The following is a 17,465-nucleotide window of genomic DNA, read 5'->3' as shown; positions in this document are numbered from 1 at the left end:
TCCAAGACATAATTATTAGGGTGAGTAAATATGGGCGAGTTTCCGCCGTGGGTATACATTGTTATCATAGGGGCTATTGCCGTTGTATACGGTATTATGATTCCCAAAAAAGGTAATGCTAAAACAACAGACACAGCCGTATCCGCCACCGTGGAGAAAGTCGAAGATACGCTGGAACACTATATGACCGAGATCGAAAAAGAAAACGAAGAAATTATTGACCTGGTCTCCCAGATCAAACAGGAATCTACAGCCAAGCAGCTTGCTCTTCAGGAGCAGGTAAGCGAGATGAGACAGCGTCTAATGGAATTGGAGCAGAAGACGTCTATCGTCCCTGTACAGCCGGTTTATCAGCCTGTCCCTTTAATTCCTGCCGGTATAGAGATGGCAGCCGCACCTGCGGAAATGAAAGGGTTTAATCAGCAGGGAGAGGCGCTGCGCCAATCGGCTGCCCGTATGATGCAGGAACAGGTAGCAGCCTCTCCTGTAGAAGCGGAAGAACCACCTACCGAAAAAATTCAGGATCGTTATCCCGAACTGTTCAAGCTGCATGAGAGCGGGAAGTCTGTTGACACCATTGCCAAAGCGGTTGGTTTACAGCGTGGAGAGATACTGCTGATTCTACAGCTGGCCAAACAGGAGGAACAATCGTGATCAAAAACCGCTCTTTTATTATTGGAATAGGAATAGGCATTATTGTAGGAGCAATCCTGCTTCAGTTAATGAATATCGGCAAAGGCCAGACGATGATGAATGGAGCACAGCTCACCCCTGAGCAGCTTCAGGAGGCCGCACAGGCACAGAATATGCAGGTATTCAGCTCCGATCAAAAAGTATACACGAGTGAGCAGTGGAAGCAGCTGCAGGCTGAGGAAGCGGCCAAAAAAGAAGCTCAAAAAGGAAACAAAGCATCGTCCACCAAAGAGCCTACAGCACCAACCAGTCCGCAGCAGCCAAAGGCGGCGACCAATGAATCGACGAGTCAACCCAAGCAGCCTGCCAGCACCAGCAGTGATAAAACACAGTCATCTAAATCACCCTCATCTCCTGAATCTCCCAATGTAAGTTTTACAATTAATCCTGGCGAGAATCTCAATGATGTAGCTTTCTCTCTCAAAAAAGAAGGGTTAATCAACAGTCAAAGTGAGTTTATTAACAAAGCTTCGGAACGCAAAGCCAATACCAAGCTGCAGGTAGGTACCTTCGAGATCGGAACCAAGCAGGATTATAACGATATCATTAGTATTATTACAGGACAGCCATCTTCATGAGACGTTGCGAAAAGCAGCAGGAAGATGGCTGTTTTTCTATTTGTAAAATATAGTATCAATATTAAGTGTTGCACATTAGCTGAGCGTTATGATATATTAATTGGTGGTGTTAAAACACACGCTTTTTGATTTCAGGCAAAGGTGCTTTTCAATGAAAAGTCTTGCCGAAAGTGGACGAAAGCGGAGGCACACAAAAAAACCAAATCTTAGGAGGAAACACAAATGGCAGTTATTTCCATGAAACAGCTTTTGGAAGCTGGCGTACATTTCGGACACCAGACTCGTCGCTGGAACCCAAAAATGGATCGTTACATCTTTACAGAAAGAAACGGAATTTACATCATCGACCTGCAAAAAACAGTTAAAAAGGTTGATGAAGCTTACAACTTCGTAAAATCCGTAGCAGCTGACGGCGGTACTGTACTGTTCGTTGGTACTAAAAAACAAGCTCAAGATTCCGTTAAGGAAGAAGCTGAGCGCGCAGGTCAATTCTACATCAACCAACGTTGGTTGGGTGGTACACTGACTAACTTCGAAACGATCCAAAAACGTATCAACCGTCTGAAAGAACTGGAAAAATGGGAAGAAGACGGTACTTTCGAAGTACTGCCTAAAAAAGAAGTAATCTTGCTTCGCAAAGAGAAAGATCGTCTGGAGAAATTCCTGGGCGGTATCAAAAACATGAGAGGCCTGCCTAGTGCCCTGTTCATCATCGATCCTCGTAAAGAGCGTATTGCTGTTGCAGAAGCTCGCAAACTGGGTATACCAATCGTAGGTATCGTTGATACTAACTGTGATCCGGACGAAATCGACTATGTAATTCCAGGTAACGATGACGCGATTCGCGCGGTTAAATTGCTGACTGGAAAAATGGCTGATGCGGTTATCGAAGCTAACCAAGGCGAGCAAACTACTGCATAATTAGCTGATCACGCATTAACATTGCAATGAAGATTGCGTAAAAATAAAAGGGTGGTTGGTAGGTGTATAGCCTTTCACTGCCCTTTTTTTAAGATATCAGAGGAATTGCAAATTCAATTTCCTGATGAAATATGGTAAGCTTCTACTGGGTGTATCCCGGTAAAGGATACCAGGGTGAAAAACGATTAGCACCTATATGGTACTGATCGGATGGATGTTACTTAAATACTCAATTATATGGAGGTCACAATAATGGCAGTTAGTGCAAGCGCAGTAAAAGAGCTTCGTGAAAAAACAGGCGCAGGTATGCTGGATTGTAAGAAAGCACTGGAAGAAACAGGCGGCGACATCGCAAAAGCGGTAGACGTACTTCGTGAAAAAGGTCTGTCTGCAGCAGCAAACAAAGCTGGCCGTGCAGCAACTGAAGGTACTGTTGAATCCTACATCCACGCTGGCGGACGTATCGGCGTACTGGTAGAAATCAACTGCGAAACTGACTTCGTAGGTAAAACAGATCAATTCAAATCTTTCGCTCGCGACATCGCTATGCAAATCGCAGCAGCTAACCCGCTGTATGTTCGTCGTGAAGAAGTTCCTGCTGAAGCGATCGAAAAAGAAAAAGAAATCCTGAAAGCACAAGCTCTGAACGAAGGCAAGCCTGAGAAAATCGTTGAAAAAATGGTTGAAGGCCGCATCAACAAGTACTATGAAGAGTACTGCCTGCTGGAGCAATCTTTCGTTAAAGATCCAGACAAAACAATCAACCAACTGCTGAACGAAAAAATCAGCACAATTGGTGAAAATATCTCTATCCGTCGTTTTGCCCGTTTCGAACTGGGTGAAGGCCTGGAGAAAAAAGAAGACAACTTTGTTGAAGAAGTTATGGCACAGGTTAACCGCTAATCCGAATTCATCTCGGGTTGCATCACCGGAAAACGATTCAGTAATAACAAACAAGGAGGGGACACAGACTGTGTTCCTTCTTTTGTAAGATCGTTTAATTACGGCAGCCTAGAAGTGGAACCGGAACAGATCAAAAGACATCCTATAGCCGGTTATACCGCTATCAGAACTAAATTCGCAAAGTGGAGGGTATGAATTTGAATAAGCCTGTATTTAAAAGAGTGGTCTTGAAGGTCAGTGGTGAGTCGCTGTCAGGTATGACGGGTTACGGCATTGAAGCAGAGATGATTTCTTCGATCGCAGATCAGATCAAGGAAGTTGTTGAATTGGGCGTGGAGGTAGCAGTAGTATGCGGCGGTGGTAATATCTGGCGCGGTATTGCAGGCAGTGCAAATGGAATCGACCGTGCAACGGCAGATTACATGGGTATGCTGGCTACTGTAATGAACTCGCTGGCTCTGCAGGATGCACTGGAGCAAATCAATGTTCCGACACGTGTACAGACATCGATCGCAATGCAGCAGATCGCTGAGCCATATATCCGCAGAAGAGCAATCCGTCATCTGGAAAAAGGACGTGTCGTTATCTTCGCAGCCGGAACAGGTAATCCATTCTTCTCCACAGATACAACAGCAGCACTGCGTGCAGCTGAGATCGAAGCAGAAGTTATTTTGATGGCTAAAAATAAAGTCGATGGTGTGTACTCGGCAGATCCATTCAAGGACCCGACCGCTGTCAAATTCGAACAGCTTACATACATGGAAGTGCTGAATCAGAATCTGGGTGTTATGGATTCGACAGCGTCTTCTCTGTGTATGGATAATAATATCCCGCTAATTGTATTCGCTATTACAGAACAGGGAAATATCAAACGAGTCGTACTCGGTGAGAAGATCGGTACGGTTGTTAAAGGGAGTGTAGATTAATGCCTCAATCGGTTAAAAAAAGCGCAGAAGATCGTATGCAAAAAGCGATTCAAGCTCTGAGCCGTGACCTCGCTACACTGCGCGCCGGACGCGCAACACCATCCATTCTGGATCGTGTACAGGTAGAATATTATGGTTCCATGACGCCTCTGAATCAATTGGCCAATATCAGTACACCGGATTCCCGTACACTGCTGATTCAGCCGTGGGACAAATCCTCTTTGTCCGATATTGAACGTGCTATCATGAAATCGGATCTCGGATTGACTCCAGCCAACGATGGTAACATCATTCGTCTGTCTATTCCGGCACTCACTGAAGAGCGTCGTGCAGAACTGGTGAAGCTGACCAAAAAGTTCGGTGAAGAGTCCAAAGTGGCTATCCGCAATATTCGCCGCGATGCGAATGATGATATCAAAAAGCTGGAAAAAACGGATATTTCCGAAGATGAATCCCATGGTCATCAGGAAGATGTACAAAAACTGACAGACCGCTTCATCAAAGAAGTTGACAATGTACTGGCTGCGAAAGAAAAAGAGATTATGGAAGTGTAAGAGACTGGCGACCCCTCCGAACTGGTGGGGTTTGTCTCTTTTCACTACTGGCATGGAGGAAAAGTGATGTTCAAGCGTGTTCGCTCGTGGTGGGAAAAAGAAGAGCAACAAAGTTCCGGCGAACTTTCGCAGGAGAATATTCCACAGCATATTGCCATTATTATGGATGGAAATGGACGCTGGGCGAAAAGTTTAGGTATGCCGCGTGTCATCGGGCATCAAAACGGAATGAAAGCTGTAAAGCGGGCCACCATTGCTGCAGATGAACTTGGAGTCAAATATTTGACCATGTATGCTTTCTCAACAGAAAACTGGAAAAGACCCAGGGAAGAAGTGGATTTTCTGATGAAACTTCCTGGGGAATTTGTAGCTACAGAGCTTGAAGAACTGGTTGAGAAAAATGTACAGGTCCGATTAATGGGTGATAAAAGCGTACTGCCTTCCTTTACACTGGAACCGTTGGAAAAAGCAATCCGCGATACTGCACACAATACAGGGCTAGTATTGACCTTTGCCATGAATTATGGCAGCCGGATTGAAATTACAGAAGGTGTAAAAAAGATGGTAGAAGCTGTCCAAAACGGTACGATGTCCATGGAAGACATCAATCCCGATACATTTGGCACCGTACTACAATCGTCAAGTCTGCCCGATCCTGATCTGTTGATCCGTACCAGTGGAGAACTTCGGCTGAGCAATTTTATGCTCTGGCAGCTGGCTTACAGTGAATTATGGTTTACACCGATTTACTGGCCGGAATTTGGCAAAGAACATATGATTGAAGCAGTAGCAGAATATCAGCGCAGAATACGGAGGTATGGCGGTCTCTAGAAGTACCGGCGAACGTTCTGTATGTTGTTCGGATGGAGGATGGATTGTGAAAGAGCGGATAATCACTGGTATCATAGCTGCAGCCGTATATGTCAGCTTTTGCCTGCTTGGAGGCTATGCTTACCAGGGCTTGATACTGGCAATGGCTCTAATTGGATATTATGAATTTGTAACCATGACAAAGGCGGCTCCATTCGGAGCACCGGCGGTGATCGGCTACATTAGTGTCGCGTATATGCTCTTTCCCTGGACACTAATGAATCTGACACCGCCATTGTCCGTTGATCACAGTATTTGGATTGCAATGCTATTATTGCTGTCTATCACTGTGATATCCAAGAATAATCTGGATATTAAACAAATGGCACTTCTGTTCATTGGAGCCTTTTATATAGGTACAGGGTTTGCTTATATTGCATACACACGTCAGGCACCGGATGGTCATGGCTTATACTGGACATTTGTACTGCTGGCCTCCATCTGGGCGAGTGATATTGGCGCATATTTTACAGGGAAAGCGCTGGGCAAACGCAAGCTATGGCCTTCAATCAGCCCCAACAAAACTATAGAAGGTGCTATTGGCGGAATATGCTGGGCGATTATAGTTGCTATTGTCTTTTCATTAATGTCGCCAACATTATTCCCGCTATGGATTGCTGTTTTGATTGGTGTAGCAGCATCTATTGTAGGGCAGATGGGGGATCTGATTCAGTCTGCATACAAACGCATTTATGGAATCAAGGATTCAGGCAAAATATTACCTGGACACGGTGGTATTCTGGATCGTTGTGACAGCTGGCTGATGGTGTTTCCATTTGTGCACATTTTGATGCTATTACCTTATTAATAGACAAGGAGAACGATTAATGCAGTTCTCCTTCTTTTGCTTGGAGATTTCCATTCGTATGCGTATGTACTTGGAAATCGCTAAGCTTCCTTATAAAAATATTTAATTATAATAAATCAGGATAGTTAAGCCTGCACTGAACATGCTGGCACTCAAGCAAATGAAGAGCAGACGGAGGACACAATGAAAAAGATAGCAATTCTCGGATCAACCGGTTCTATTGGTACCCAGACGCTGGATGTAGTACGTGCCCATCCGGAAGCCTTTCAGGTAGAAGGGATAGCAGCAGGTACGAATGTGGATTTGGTTGTGCAGCAGGCAAATGAATTTCAGCCACGAATCGTCTCTGTAGCAAACAAAGAGCTGGCAGAACAGATTCGTCATCAGCTGCCTGTAGGAACGCAGGTACATTATGGAGAGCAAGGTCTGATCGAAGTGGCTGCAGGTACGGAAGCACATACAGTTGTTACTGCGGTAATGGGCAGTATGGGGCTGCCTTCTACGCTGGCAGCGATCGAGGCAGGCAAAACGATTGGTCTGGCTAACAAAGAAACCCTCGTTACAGCAGGGCATCTTGTGACGGAACGTGCGCGTCAAAAAGGTGTGCAGCTGCTGCCTATTGATAGTGAGCATTCGGCTCTTTTTCAGTCTTTAAATGGAGAGCCTCGTGAACGGATCGCCCAGCTGACACTAACCGCATCAGGCGGTTCGTTTCGTGATCGTACCCGCGCAGAGCTGCATGGAGTAACCGTTGCCGATGCACTCAAACATCCCAACTGGTCGATGGGAGCCAAAATCACTATCGATTCTGCCAGTATGGCCAACAAAGGGCTGGAGGTCATAGAAGCCCACTGGTTATTTGATATGCCTTATGATCAGATTTCGGTAGTGCTGCATCCCGAGAGCATTATTCATTCGTTTGTGGAATTTGTGGATACGAGTATTATTGCGCAGCTCGGTAACCCGGATATGAGGGTACCGATTCAGTACGCTTTAACTTACCCGGATCGTCAGAATTCGCCATCGTCTCGTCTATCTCTTGCCCAGGTAGGGCAGTTAAACTTTAGAGAAATGGATTATGAGCGGTTTCCTTGTCTGCGAATGGCGTTTGAAGCAGGACGTCTTGGCGGAACAGCGCCAACTGTATTCAATGCCGCAAATGAAGTAGCTGTCGCACGTTTCCTTAAAGGAGAGATCGCATTCCTGACTATAGAGGATATTATTGCAGATGCACTGGAACATCATCAGACAACAGCGAATCCAGAGCTCGAAGTTATACAAAGTGTAGATCAAGAAACACGCGCACAGGCGATGGCTTTTTCCGAAAGAAAGTAATCTTCAGTCAAGTCGCTGAGTCTTATTCAGCAGCGGGGTAGGAACACGAATGAAGCCTCGTTGCAGCTGCTGGCGTTTTTTACTGCAGATAGGCTCTATGCATAAAGCTGAGTATTCCGGGTAGATGGAATAACTCGGGTTGCAATTACCAATTAAAGTAATTTGTCACATTGTCTTCGCCAGCTATGCTTGTATATAGCCTTACAGAAATGATAATCTAATAGTAAGACCTTCGGTCGCAAGCATAAAAGGAGGATTTGGCAATTTGGAGACACTTCAACGAATTATTATGATTGTACTCATGTTTTTTACGATCGTGACTGTGCATGAGTGGGGACACTATTTCTTTGCCAAACGTGCCGGTGTACTGGTACGGGAATTTGCGATAGGATTTGGCCCCAAGCTTTTTTCATATAAAAGAAATGAAACGGTATTTACGCTTCGTCTGCTGCCATTTGGTGGGTATGCCCGTATGGCGGGTGAAGATCCCGAGCTGGCAGAGATTCAGCCGGGTCAGACCATCGCGGTACGTACATCGGATAACGTGGTCAAGATTATTTTTGTAGATCAGCTGGACAACCGCAAAAATGTCATCCGCGGAGAAGTGCAGTCAATTGATCTGGTTGATGATCTGAAGATCGTAATGGATGTGGATGGCGAAGTCCAGACTTTTGCAGTTCATCCGCAGGCGATGATGATGGCAAGAGGGCAGGAGATTCAGATTGCACCACGCAATCGTCACTTTAACAGTGCTTCGGTTGGACAGCGTGCATTGTCTATTTTTGCAGGTCCTGCCATGAACTTTATTCTGGCTATCGTACTCTGTCTGATCTATGTGCGTATGGTTGGTGTACCGGTAGAAAATCCAAAGGGTATAGAACTTACTCAGGTCATGAGTGATGGAGCAGCTGCTGAGGCAGGTTTGCAAAAAGGTGATCTGGTAGAAAAGATCAATGGTGCTTCCGTGGGCGCAGATCCACAGACGCTGGTCAAATTGGTGCAAGATTCTCCAAATAAGCCGATGCAGTGGATTATTGATCGTGATGGTCAGGAACAGACTATCACTGTGACTCCAAGACCCGATGCAAGCAATGTAGGTAAAATTGGTGTTCGCCCTAATGTAGAGACGCGTAGTGCGACGATTGGGGAAACATTCAAGTATGCCGGACAATCTTTTGTAGACATGAGTAAAATTATATTGGAGAGTCTCAAGAAGTTGATCTTCGGACAGTTTCATCTGGATCAGCTTGCAGGCCCGGTGGGTACAATTCAAGCTACCAATGAAGTGGCCAAGCTGGGACTGGAAGAGATGATCCGCTGGACAGCTATTATTAGTATCAACTTGGGAATTTTCAATCTGCTTCCGATTCCTGCACTGGATGGCAGTCGTCTGATTTTCATTTTTGTAGAATGGATTCGCCGCAAACCGCTGGAACCTAGCAAGGAAGGTCTTGTACATGTCGTTGGATTCGCTATGCTGTTCCTGCTAATGATTGCAGTAACCTACAACGATATTGTGAGACTGATCCGTGGTTAATGGCAAAGAGGCAGCAAGCAGAACAATTTGTGAAATGACTTGTTAATTTAACAGGTTCAGGATACTATTTGTTTGATGGTTTATGGATCAGGCAAATGCAGCATCCATATAAGCAGCAGAGAGAAGCAGAAGAGTCGAACAGAAATGCAGCTGTACGCTTTGAAGCCCTTCAGGCGGATTGCATTTCATCACTCTTGTGCTTCTTTGTCTGAAAGGGTTCAACAAGTTCTGCCAATCGTGCTACAATAGATGAAAATACGTTGGTGAACACTGCCCAAACATAGTCGATACAGACTGTGTTTGGACAGCCGAACAGCCTGCTCATTTAAATACTGGTTACTTACAGGAGGATATCCATTTTTATGTCGAACGAAAAGCAGGATAAACAATTTGTAACAGAAATCACTCCACAGAATGAAGATTTCTCGCGTTGGTATATCGACGTGATCAAAAAAGCCGATCTGATGGATTATTCTCCGGTTCGCGGATGTATCGTATTCCGTCCGGACGGTTATGAAATCTGGGAACATATTCAGCAGGATCTGGATCGCCGTTTCAAAGAAACCGGTCATCGTAACGCATACTTCCCGCTCTTTATTCCAGAGAGCTTTTTTGAAAAAGAAAAAGAACACGTTGAAGGATTTAACCCGGAGCTGCCTTGGGTAACCGAAGCGGGTGGCGATCCACTCGAAGAACGTCTGGCGATTCGTCCAACTTCCGAGACGATGTTCGGTCACATGTATTCCAAATGGATTCAGTCCTATCGCGATCTGCCTGTACTGATCAACCAGTGGGCAAACGTAGTACGCTGGGAAAAACGTACACTGCCATTCCTGCGTACAAGTGAATTCCTGTGGCAGGAAGGTCATACTGCTCACGAAACTCAGGAAGAAGCCATGGAAGAAACAATGCGTATGCTGGATGTATACACCGAGTTTGTTCAGGATTTCCTGGCAATCCCGGTAATCAAAGGACAAAAGAGCCCGTCCGAGAAGTTTGCAGGTGCCAAAGCTACATACTCCATCGAAGCGATGATGAAGGATGGACGTGCGGTACAAGCGGGAACTTCCCACTACATGGGTACCAATTTTGCCGAAGCATTTGATATTCAGTTCCTGAGCCGTGAAAATACACAGGAATATGCACATACCACTTCGTGGGGTGTAAGTACCCGTCTGATCGGTGCACTGATCATGGTGCACGGAGATGATCGTGGTCTGGCACTGCCGCCAAAAGTAGCGCCAAAACAGGTAATGATTATTCCGATCGGACCTCCTAAAACGCGCGAGCTGGTTGTTGGTCGTGCCGATGAGTTGTTTGCTGAACTGAAAAAAGCAGGAGTACGCGTAGGCATTGATGATCGTGCCGATGTACGTCCAGGCTGGAAGTTCAACGAATATGAAATGCGCGGTATTCCGGTACGTCTGGAAGTAGGTCCTCGCGATATCGAAAATGGTGTATGTGTACTCGTATCCCGTATTACCGGCGAGAAGAAACAAGTGCCTCTGGAAAACATCGTTGCAGAAGTACAAGCGATGCTGGAGCAGGTTCAGCAGGAAATGTATACTCGTGCCCTGGCATTCCGTGAAGAGAACATGCATGTGATCGACACGCTGGACGAGATGAAAGCAATTATGGAAGAAAAACGCGGATTCTTTATCGCAGGTTGGGATGGTACGGAAGAAACAGAGCGTAAAGTCAAAGAAGAGACAGGCGCAACGATCCGTAATATTCCTTTCCAACTGGATGTACAAAAAGAAAAATGTCTGGTAACCGGACAACCTGCCAAACATACTGTTGTGTTTGCACGCGCTTATTAATTACTGGCTTTTTTTTGAGAGATGCAAGTTGTCTCTATATACAAATTGACAAGATCGTCAGTAATAGCGACAGAACGTCAGCAGTTCTGCATTTAATCAATAGTGCAGCAAATTATTATTCAATTTAATCCGAAATATATCGTATGCCTGGTGGTTATATGCAAACCAGTTATACAGAAGCATTAGATCAAGCAGGCAAGCTTCCGGAGAGCGGAGTAGACGTCAGTCTGGCACCGACTTTAACGGGAGCTTGCCACTTTTTTGAAGGGGGACCTCATGAGCGTGAGCGCTAGCGGAGAGAAAAGACAACGTTTCGAGCTGTTGATGAAGCAGGCGCAGGTGCCTGCTGGATTGATGGAGCCCTATTTTGCAGATGGAGCAATTGAGCAGGTGGAGATTAGCCGCAGCAACAAGGAATGGAAGCTCATCATTACCAAAGAGACGCTTATTCCTTCACCAACCTATCGTACGTTCTGCAAACATATTCAGGACAAAATGAGCCATATTGCCAAAATCCGTTTCCTGTTCCGATATAATGATCATATTGATCATGTACAGATTGTGGAAGAATACTGGAGCTTGTTCCTGGAGTGGGTACAGCGACAGATTCCATCGGTTAATGGCTGGATGACCCGTGCCAAATTTTCATTGGATGGGGATGTACTGACACTGACCATGACTGATCAAATGGCACTCGAACTGGCCAAGAAAAAGCAGATTGATCAGGCAATTGCAAGATTTTATGAAGATTACTTCGGTCTGCAGCTGCGTATCAAAGTGGAAGTAGGCGAGAATACTACCGAAGCGGTACAGGCTTTCCATGAACAGCGTCGTCAGGAAGAGCTGCAGGAGATTGAAAGACTGATGACCAGCATGGAGTCCGAGCTGGAAGAAGAAGTCGATGAAGATGGAGAACCGGTACGTCTCCAGGTTGGTTATGAGATCAAAGACCCGGCGGTTCCGCTGCAGGATCTTCAGGATGAGGAGAAAAAGGTTACGGTTCAAGGAACCATTTTTGGACTGGAAAGCAAGGAACTGCGTAATGGCAGCACCCTGTTTACATTCTTCCTGACCGACTTCACCGATTCCCTGCAGATGAAGATGTTTGCCAAAAATAAAGAAGATCTTAAAATCATGAGCCTGCTGGCGAATGGTAAATGGGTTAAGGCACGTGGGCGTGTGGAATATGACCGGTTTATGCAAATTCCCGAACTCGCAATGATTCCTTCCGATCTGAATGAGATCAAAGCTCCTCCGGGACGCAAAGATGATGCAGAAGAAAAGCGGGTAGAGTTTCATTTGCATACGACGATGAGTACGATGGATGCCGTAACACCAATTGACCAGTATGTAAAAACCGCTGCTGCCTGGGGACACTCGGCAATTGCAGTTACCGATCATGGTGGTGTACAGTGCTATCCGGAAGCCTACAAAGCATCCAAAAAACACGGTATCAAAGTGCTATATGGACTGGAAGCCAATGTAATCAATGACTCGGTTGCTATTGTACTGGAGCCGCAGCCTATTGAACTCAAGGATGCTACGTATATTGTATTCGATATTGAGACCACCGGTTTGTCGATTACACAGAACAAGATTATCGAGATCGCTGCAGTTAAAATGCAGGATGGCAAGGAACTGGATCGTTATGCGACATTTGTAGATCCACATGAACGTATTCCTTACAATATCCAGCAGCTGACCAATATTACCGATGAGATGGTTCGGGGTGCTCCCGAGATTGATCAGGTAATTCGCGACTTTGTTGCTTTTGCCGGAGATCATATTCTGGTTGCGCACAACGCACGATTCGATATTGGCTTTATTCAGGCTACACTCAAAAATCATGATCTGCCGGAAATGAAAAACCCGGTACTTGATACACTGGAACTCGCAAGATTGATTCATCCGAAATTGAAAAACCACCGTCTGAATACGTTGGCGGATAAATATAAAGTTTCTCTGGAAAGTCATCACCGTGCGATAGATGATACGATTGCCCTGGGCGGTGTGCTGTTTGGCCTCCTCAAAGATGCAGAACAGGAACGGCGTCTGACCCGCCTCGATCGTCTGAATGAGTTTGTCGGTCAGGATCTGTCCAATGCGCGACCGTTCCACTGTACGATCTATGCTCTTAATGAAAAAGGTAAAAAGAATCTGTTCAAGCTGATTTCGCTGTCGCATACTGAATATTTCAAACGTGTACCGCGTATTCCCAAGTCTGTACTGACCGAATACCGGGAAGGCATACTCGTCATGTCCGGCTGCGAAAAAGGCGAATTTTTCGAAGCTGTACTGAACAAAACAGTAGAAGAAGCCGAAGAAGTTGCGCAATTCTACGATGTACTGGAAATTCAGCCGATGACCATGTATATGCATCTGGTAGATAAAGGACTGGTAGGAAGTCCAAAAGAGATTGAAACGGCACTGACCAAAGTATGTGAAATGGGTGAACGTCTGAACAAACCGGTTGTCGCTACAGGTAATGTACATTATCTGGAACCACGGCAGAAGCTGTTCCGCGATATTACCATTAACGGTATTACCGGCTTTAGCCCGCTCAAGGATCAACGCAAGCCAGATGCTCATTTGCGTACAACCAGCGAGATGCTGGAAGAGTTTACTTTCCTTGGTGAAGACAAAGCTTACGAAGTGGTCGTAACCAATACTCAGGCGTTGGCCGAGCGCTTCGAAGATTTCCCGTTATTCCCTGACAAGCTGTTTACACCACTGCTTGATGGTGCAGATGAAGAAATACGTAATACCTGCTATGAGACAGCCAAATCGATATACGGCGAAGATCTGCCGGAAGTCGTAATTGCCCGTCTGGAAAAGGAACTGGAGCCGATTATCAAATACGGATTCTCTGCCAACTATCTGATTTCCGAGAAGCTGGTTAAGAAGTCCAACCAGGATGGTTATCTGGTAGGTTCACGGGGATCGGTAGGTTCATCGGTAGTCGCTACATTCCTCGGGATTTCTGAAGTTAATCCACTGCCTGCACACTATATTTGCATCAATTCGGAATGTCGGCATAGCGAGTGGTTCCTCGATGGTAGTGTACCGAGTGGATTCGACCTTCCCGAGAAAGATTGCCCACAGTGTGGAGGCAAACTCAAAGGAGAAGGACAGGATATCCCGTTCGAGACATTTCTGGGTTTTAAAGGGGACAAGGTTCCCGATATTGACTTGAACTTCTCCGGTGATTATCAGCCCAAAGCGCATAATTACACGAAAGTACTATTTGGAGAAGAAAATGTATTCCGCGCCGGAACGATTGGTACGGTCGCTGAGAAAACAGCTTACGGATTTGCCAAAAAGTATGAAGAATTGCATCAGAAAAAGTGGCGCGGAGCAGAGTTGAACCGACTGGCTTCCGGCTGTACCGGCGTTAAGCGCAGTACGGGTCAGCATCCCGGCGGTATTGTTGTTGTACCGGACTATATTGATGTAGAAGATGTTACACCGGTGCAATACCCGGCAGATGATGTAAATGCCGAGTGGAAAACAACACATTTTGACTATCATGCGTTTGAGGCGAATTTGCTCAAACTGGATATTCTGGGACATGATGATCCGACGATGATGAGGATGCTGCAGGATCTGACCGGGGTAGACCCGACAACGATCCCAATGAATGATCCCAAGGTTATGAGCATGTTCAACTCTACAGAAGCGCTGGGAGTATCTCCGCAGCAGCTGCGCAGCCCGGTAGCGACATATGGCGTGCCGGAGATGGGTACCAAGTTCGTACGTCAGATGCTTGTTGAATCACAGCCATCTTCTTTTGCCGATTTGCTGCAGATTTCCGGTCTGTCTCACGGAACGGGTGTCTGGCTCGGCAATGCACAGGAACTGATCAAGAATAATACATGTACAATCAAGACCGTTATCGGTTGTCGTGATGATATTATGCTCTTCCTGATTTATAAAGCGGGCATGGATGCCGGTCTGGCCTTCAAAATTACGGAGAGTGTACGTAAAGGTAAAGGTCTGTCCCCGGAATGGATCGATGAAATGAAGAAATGCAAAGTACCACAGTGGTATATTGATTCTTGTCTGAAAATCCAGTACATGTTCCCGAAAGCCCACGCCTCTGCCTATGTTATCTCCGCAGTGCGTACGGCTTACTTCAAACTGTATTATCCGATTGAATACTATGCGACCTACTTTACGGTACGTGTAGAAGATTTTGATGTTGATCTTTGTTGTAAAGGATACGAAGCCATCTATCGCAAGATTGAAGAGATTGAGCAAATGGGCTTCCAGGCACCGCCAAAAGAAAAAAACATGCTGCCGGCACTGGAAATGGCACTTGAAATGACAGCACGGGGATTCTCGTTCAAACCGATCGACTTGTATCGTTCGGATGCGACTTCCTTTATCGTGGATGACAAAAGTCTGCTTCCACCATTCTCTGCTGTGCAGGGCATTGGTGATAACGCAGCACGTAATATTGCGGCATCCCGTGAGCATGGCGAATTCCTGTCGATTGAGGATTTCCAGCAGAAATCCAAAGCAACCAAGACGATTGTCGAGCTGATGACTCAGATGGGCTGCTTCCGTGGTCTGCCTGAAAGCAACCAGCTGTCCCTTTTTTAGTAGACGTAAGGGTGCCAAATGTGGTCAAGGCGTTTCACTTGTCACTAATGCAGGATTATGATATAATTTTAGGGAGCTAAGAAAGAAATAACCGTCCTGTAAAGAGTGGGGAAACCCACTCTTTACTGTTTGGTATGAGGTTGTTGAATTCAGGTATACGGTATAGCCTATGGAAAAGATCGAACCGAAAGATTTTTATTTGGTTCGATTTTCTTTAAGATGCAGCAGTTATACGCCATTCGGCAGCGCTCATTTGAATAAAGGATTCTAAAGGCGATGGAGGGTTGGATTGTTTGAGTACACCAAAGATTAAAACGACCGTCGAGGAAATGGTACAGCCATTTTTGGAGGAACATGGGTTTGAGCTGGTCGATGTGGAATATGTAAAAGAAGGTAAGAACTTTTTTCTGCGCGTATTTGTAGACAAAGAAGGCGGCATCGATATCGATGATTGCGGCCGGGTTAGTGAGTATTTGAGTGAGAAGCTGGATGCCAATGATCCGATCAAAGATCCTTACTTTCTGGAAGTTTCCTCACCGGGAGCTGAACGTCCTCTCAAAAAAGAGTCGGATGTTCTCAAAGCAGTAGGAAAAGATGTATTTGTAACAACATATGAACCAGTAGATGGATCAAAGGAATTTGAAGGACGGTTGCTCTCATTCGATAATGATGACATGCTCATTGAAGCGGGCAAGAAACGTTACACTATTCCATATGAAAAAGTAGCCAGCGCCAGACTGGCAATCATTTTTTAAAACGGTAGTTTTTTGAAAGGGGGATCTTGAAAGCCATGAGTATGGATTTTATTGAAGCAATGAATGAGCTGGAACGCGAAAAGGGGATCAGCAAGGATATTCTATTCGAAGCGATCGAAGCAGCGCTTATTTCCAGTTACAAGCGCAATTTCAACACTGCGCAAAACGTGCGGGTCGATATGAACCGCAACACCGGGGCGATCAAAGTCTTTGCCCGTAAAATGGTCGTAGAAGAAGTACTGGATGAGCGTACAGAGATTTCGGTTGCTTCCGCTCGTGAGATTAACCCGCACTTCCAACTGGAAGATGTAGCCGAGATCGAAGTCACTCCACGTGATTTCGGGCGTATTGCTGCGCAAACGGCGAAACAGGTTGTTACACAGCGTATCCGTGAAGCTGAACGCGGGCTCATTTATAACGCTTTTATTGATAAAGAAGAAGATATCGTTACCGGTATTGTACAGCGTCAGGATGCACGCAACATCTACGTGGATCTGGGTAAAGTAGAAGCTGTACTGCCTTTAACCGAATTGATGCCGAATGAGAAGTTCAACATGAACGAGCGCATCAAAGCCTACATCACCAAAGTGGAAAACACAACCAAAGGACCTCAGATCATACTTTCACGTACACATCCGGGTCTGCTCAAGCGTCTGTTTGAGCTGGAAGTGCCGGAAATTTTTGATGGCGTAGTAGAGATCCGCTCGGTGGCTCGTGAAGCCGGCTTCCGTTCCAAAATTGCGGTTTACTCTCGCAATGCAGAAGTTGATCCGGTCGGTTCATGCGTAGGACCTCGCGGAATACGTGTACAGACTATCGTCGGTGAACTGCGCGGTGAGAAAATCGATATCGTTCGTTATTCGGAGAGCGTGGAAGAATATGTGGCCAATGCACTCAGTCCTTCCAAAGTACTCGAGGTTCAAGTGTTCGAGGAAGAGAAAATGGCTCGTGTGATTGTGCCGGATTACCAGCTGTCCCTGGCGATCGGTATCAAAGGTCAGAATGCGCGTCTTGCTGCCAAACTGACTGGCTGGAAAATCGACATCAAGAGCGAGACTCAGGCAGAAGAGGAATTCGGCCGTCCGAGAGAAATGGGCGAAGAAATGCATCAGGATTCCGTATCGGTGGACTAACCTTTCCCATTACTTGCAGAATTGGACTCT

The 17,465-nt window shown here is 45.9% G+C and carries 15 protein-coding genes; all 15 read left to right on the top strand.

The window, feature by feature from the left end; genetic code table 11:
• Positions 1-30 precede the first annotated feature (30 nt).
• The 15 genes from WH46_RS19815 to nusA all read left to right on the top strand — a co-directional run bounded on the left by WH46_RS19815 (position 31) and on the right by nusA (position 17,435).
• Positions 31-654: a hypothetical protein gene (locus WH46_RS19815; protein WP_046228032.1), complete on the top strand. Its 624-nt coding sequence runs from the start codon at positions 31-33 to the stop codon at positions 652-654.
• Positions 651-1,271 (top strand): hypothetical protein, encoded by a 621-nt coding sequence (locus WH46_RS19810; protein WP_046228031.1) that lies wholly within the window; start codon positions 651-653, stop codon positions 1,269-1,271. The genes WH46_RS19815 and WH46_RS19810 overlap by 4 nt, the downstream gene beginning before the upstream one ends.
• 222 nt (positions 1,272-1,493) lie before the next feature.
• Positions 1,494-2,192: a 30S ribosomal protein S2 gene (rpsB, locus tag WH46_RS19805; RefSeq protein ID WP_017813707.1), complete on the top strand. Its 699-nt coding sequence runs from the start codon at positions 1,494-1,496 to the stop codon at positions 2,190-2,192.
• Between the two features lie 252 nt (positions 2,193-2,444).
• The gene (gene tsf, locus WH46_RS19800; RefSeq protein ID WP_017813708.1) at positions 2,445-3,095 is read left to right on the top strand and encodes a translation elongation factor Ts; all 651 of its coding nucleotides are present in this window, start codon (positions 2,445-2,447) and stop codon (positions 3,093-3,095) included.
• Between the two features lie 197 nt (positions 3,096-3,292).
• On the top strand, positions 3,293-4,021 hold the full coding sequence (pyrH, locus tag WH46_RS19795; RefSeq protein ID WP_017813709.1) for a UMP kinase: 729 nt from the start codon (positions 3,293-3,295) through the stop codon (positions 4,019-4,021).
• The gene (frr, locus tag WH46_RS19790) at positions 4,021-4,575 is read left to right on the top strand and encodes a ribosome recycling factor (protein WP_017813710.1); all 555 of its coding nucleotides are present in this window, start codon (positions 4,021-4,023) and stop codon (positions 4,573-4,575) included. The genes pyrH and frr overlap by 1 nt, the downstream gene beginning before the upstream one ends.
• 66 nt (positions 4,576-4,641) lie before the next feature.
• On the top strand, positions 4,642-5,406 hold the full coding sequence (locus WH46_RS19785) for an isoprenyl transferase (RefSeq protein ID WP_046228030.1): 765 nt from the start codon (positions 4,642-4,644) through the stop codon (positions 5,404-5,406).
• A 46-nt stretch (positions 5,407-5,452) separates the two neighbouring features.
• Positions 5,453-6,253: a phosphatidate cytidylyltransferase gene (locus tag WH46_RS19780; protein ID WP_046228029.1), complete on the top strand. Its 801-nt coding sequence runs from the start codon at positions 5,453-5,455 to the stop codon at positions 6,251-6,253.
• Between the two features lie 183 nt (positions 6,254-6,436).
• A complete protein-coding gene (locus WH46_RS19775) occupies positions 6,437-7,588 on the top strand; it encodes a 1-deoxy-D-xylulose-5-phosphate reductoisomerase (RefSeq protein WP_046228028.1) in 1,152 nt (383 codons plus the stop codon).
• 265 nt (positions 7,589-7,853) lie between these two features.
• On the top strand, positions 7,854-9,125 hold the full coding sequence (gene rseP / locus WH46_RS19770) for an RIP metalloprotease RseP (RefSeq protein WP_046228027.1): 1,272 nt from the start codon (positions 7,854-7,856) through the stop codon (positions 9,123-9,125).
• 362 nt (positions 9,126-9,487) lie between these two features.
• Positions 9,488-10,945, top strand: coding sequence for a proline--tRNA ligase (gene proS / locus WH46_RS19765; RefSeq protein WP_017813715.1), 1,458 nt, complete (start codon positions 9,488-9,490; stop codon positions 10,943-10,945).
• Positions 10,946-11,103: 158 nt separating this feature from the next.
• On the top strand, positions 11,104-11,238 hold the full coding sequence (locus WH46_RS24530) for a hypothetical protein (protein WP_269430649.1): 135 nt from the start codon (positions 11,104-11,106) through the stop codon (positions 11,236-11,238).
• A complete protein-coding gene (locus WH46_RS19760) occupies positions 11,222-15,547 on the top strand; it encodes a PolC-type DNA polymerase III (protein ID WP_046228026.1) in 4,326 nt (1,441 codons plus the stop codon). Before WH46_RS24530 ends, WH46_RS19760 begins: the two co-directional genes overlap by 17 nt.
• A 293-nt stretch (positions 15,548-15,840) precedes the next feature.
• Complete coding sequence (gene rimP, locus WH46_RS19755; protein WP_017813717.1) at positions 15,841-16,302, top strand: ribosome maturation factor RimP; 462 nt, start codon at positions 15,841-15,843, stop codon at positions 16,300-16,302.
• A 35-nt stretch (positions 16,303-16,337) separates the two neighbouring features.
• Positions 16,338-17,435 (top strand): transcription termination factor NusA, encoded by a 1,098-nt coding sequence (gene nusA, locus WH46_RS19750; protein WP_017813718.1) that lies wholly within the window; start codon positions 16,338-16,340, stop codon positions 17,433-17,435.
• Positions 17,436-17,465 lie beyond the last annotated feature (30 nt).

Origin of the sequence: Paenibacillus dauci, from assembly GCF_000971985.1 — a bacterium.
Lineage (GTDB): Bacteria > Bacillota > Bacilli > Paenibacillales > Paenibacillaceae > Saccharibacillus > Saccharibacillus dauci.
Note: the sequence above shows the minus strand (reverse complement) of the source record. Positions and strands in the feature narration are given on the sequence as shown.

Bases quoted from the DNA above. Each gene is read 5' to 3' on its own strand.
- WH46_RS19815 (WP_046228032.1), top strand. From the start codon at position 31: ATGGGCGAGTTTCCGCCGTGGGTATACATTGTTATCATAGGGGCTATT.
- rpsB (WP_017813707.1), top strand. From the start codon at position 1,494: ATGGCAGTTATTTCCATGAAACAGCTTTTGGAAGCTGGCGTACATTTC.
- tsf (WP_017813708.1), top strand. From the start codon at position 2,445: ATGGCAGTTAGTGCAAGCGCAGTAAAAGAGCTTCGTGAAAAAACAGGC.
- frr (WP_017813710.1), top strand. From the start codon at position 4,021: ATGCCTCAATCGGTTAAAAAAAGCGCAGAAGATCGTATGCAAAAAGCG.
- WH46_RS19785 (WP_046228030.1), top strand. From the start codon at position 4,642: ATGTTCAAGCGTGTTCGCTCGTGGTGGGAAAAAGAAGAGCAACAAAGT.
- WH46_RS19775 (WP_046228028.1), top strand. From the start codon at position 6,437: ATGAAAAAGATAGCAATTCTCGGATCAACCGGTTCTATTGGTACCCAG.
- proS (WP_017813715.1), top strand. From the start codon at position 9,488: ATGTCGAACGAAAAGCAGGATAAACAATTTGTAACAGAAATCACTCCA.
- WH46_RS24530 (WP_269430649.1), top strand. From the start codon at position 11,104: ATGCAAACCAGTTATACAGAAGCATTAGATCAAGCAGGCAAGCTTCCG.
- WH46_RS19760 (WP_046228026.1), top strand. From the start codon at position 11,222: ATGAGCGTGAGCGCTAGCGGAGAGAAAAGACAACGTTTCGAGCTGTTG.
- nusA (WP_017813718.1), top strand. From the start codon at position 16,338: ATGAGTATGGATTTTATTGAAGCAATGAATGAGCTGGAACGCGAAAAG.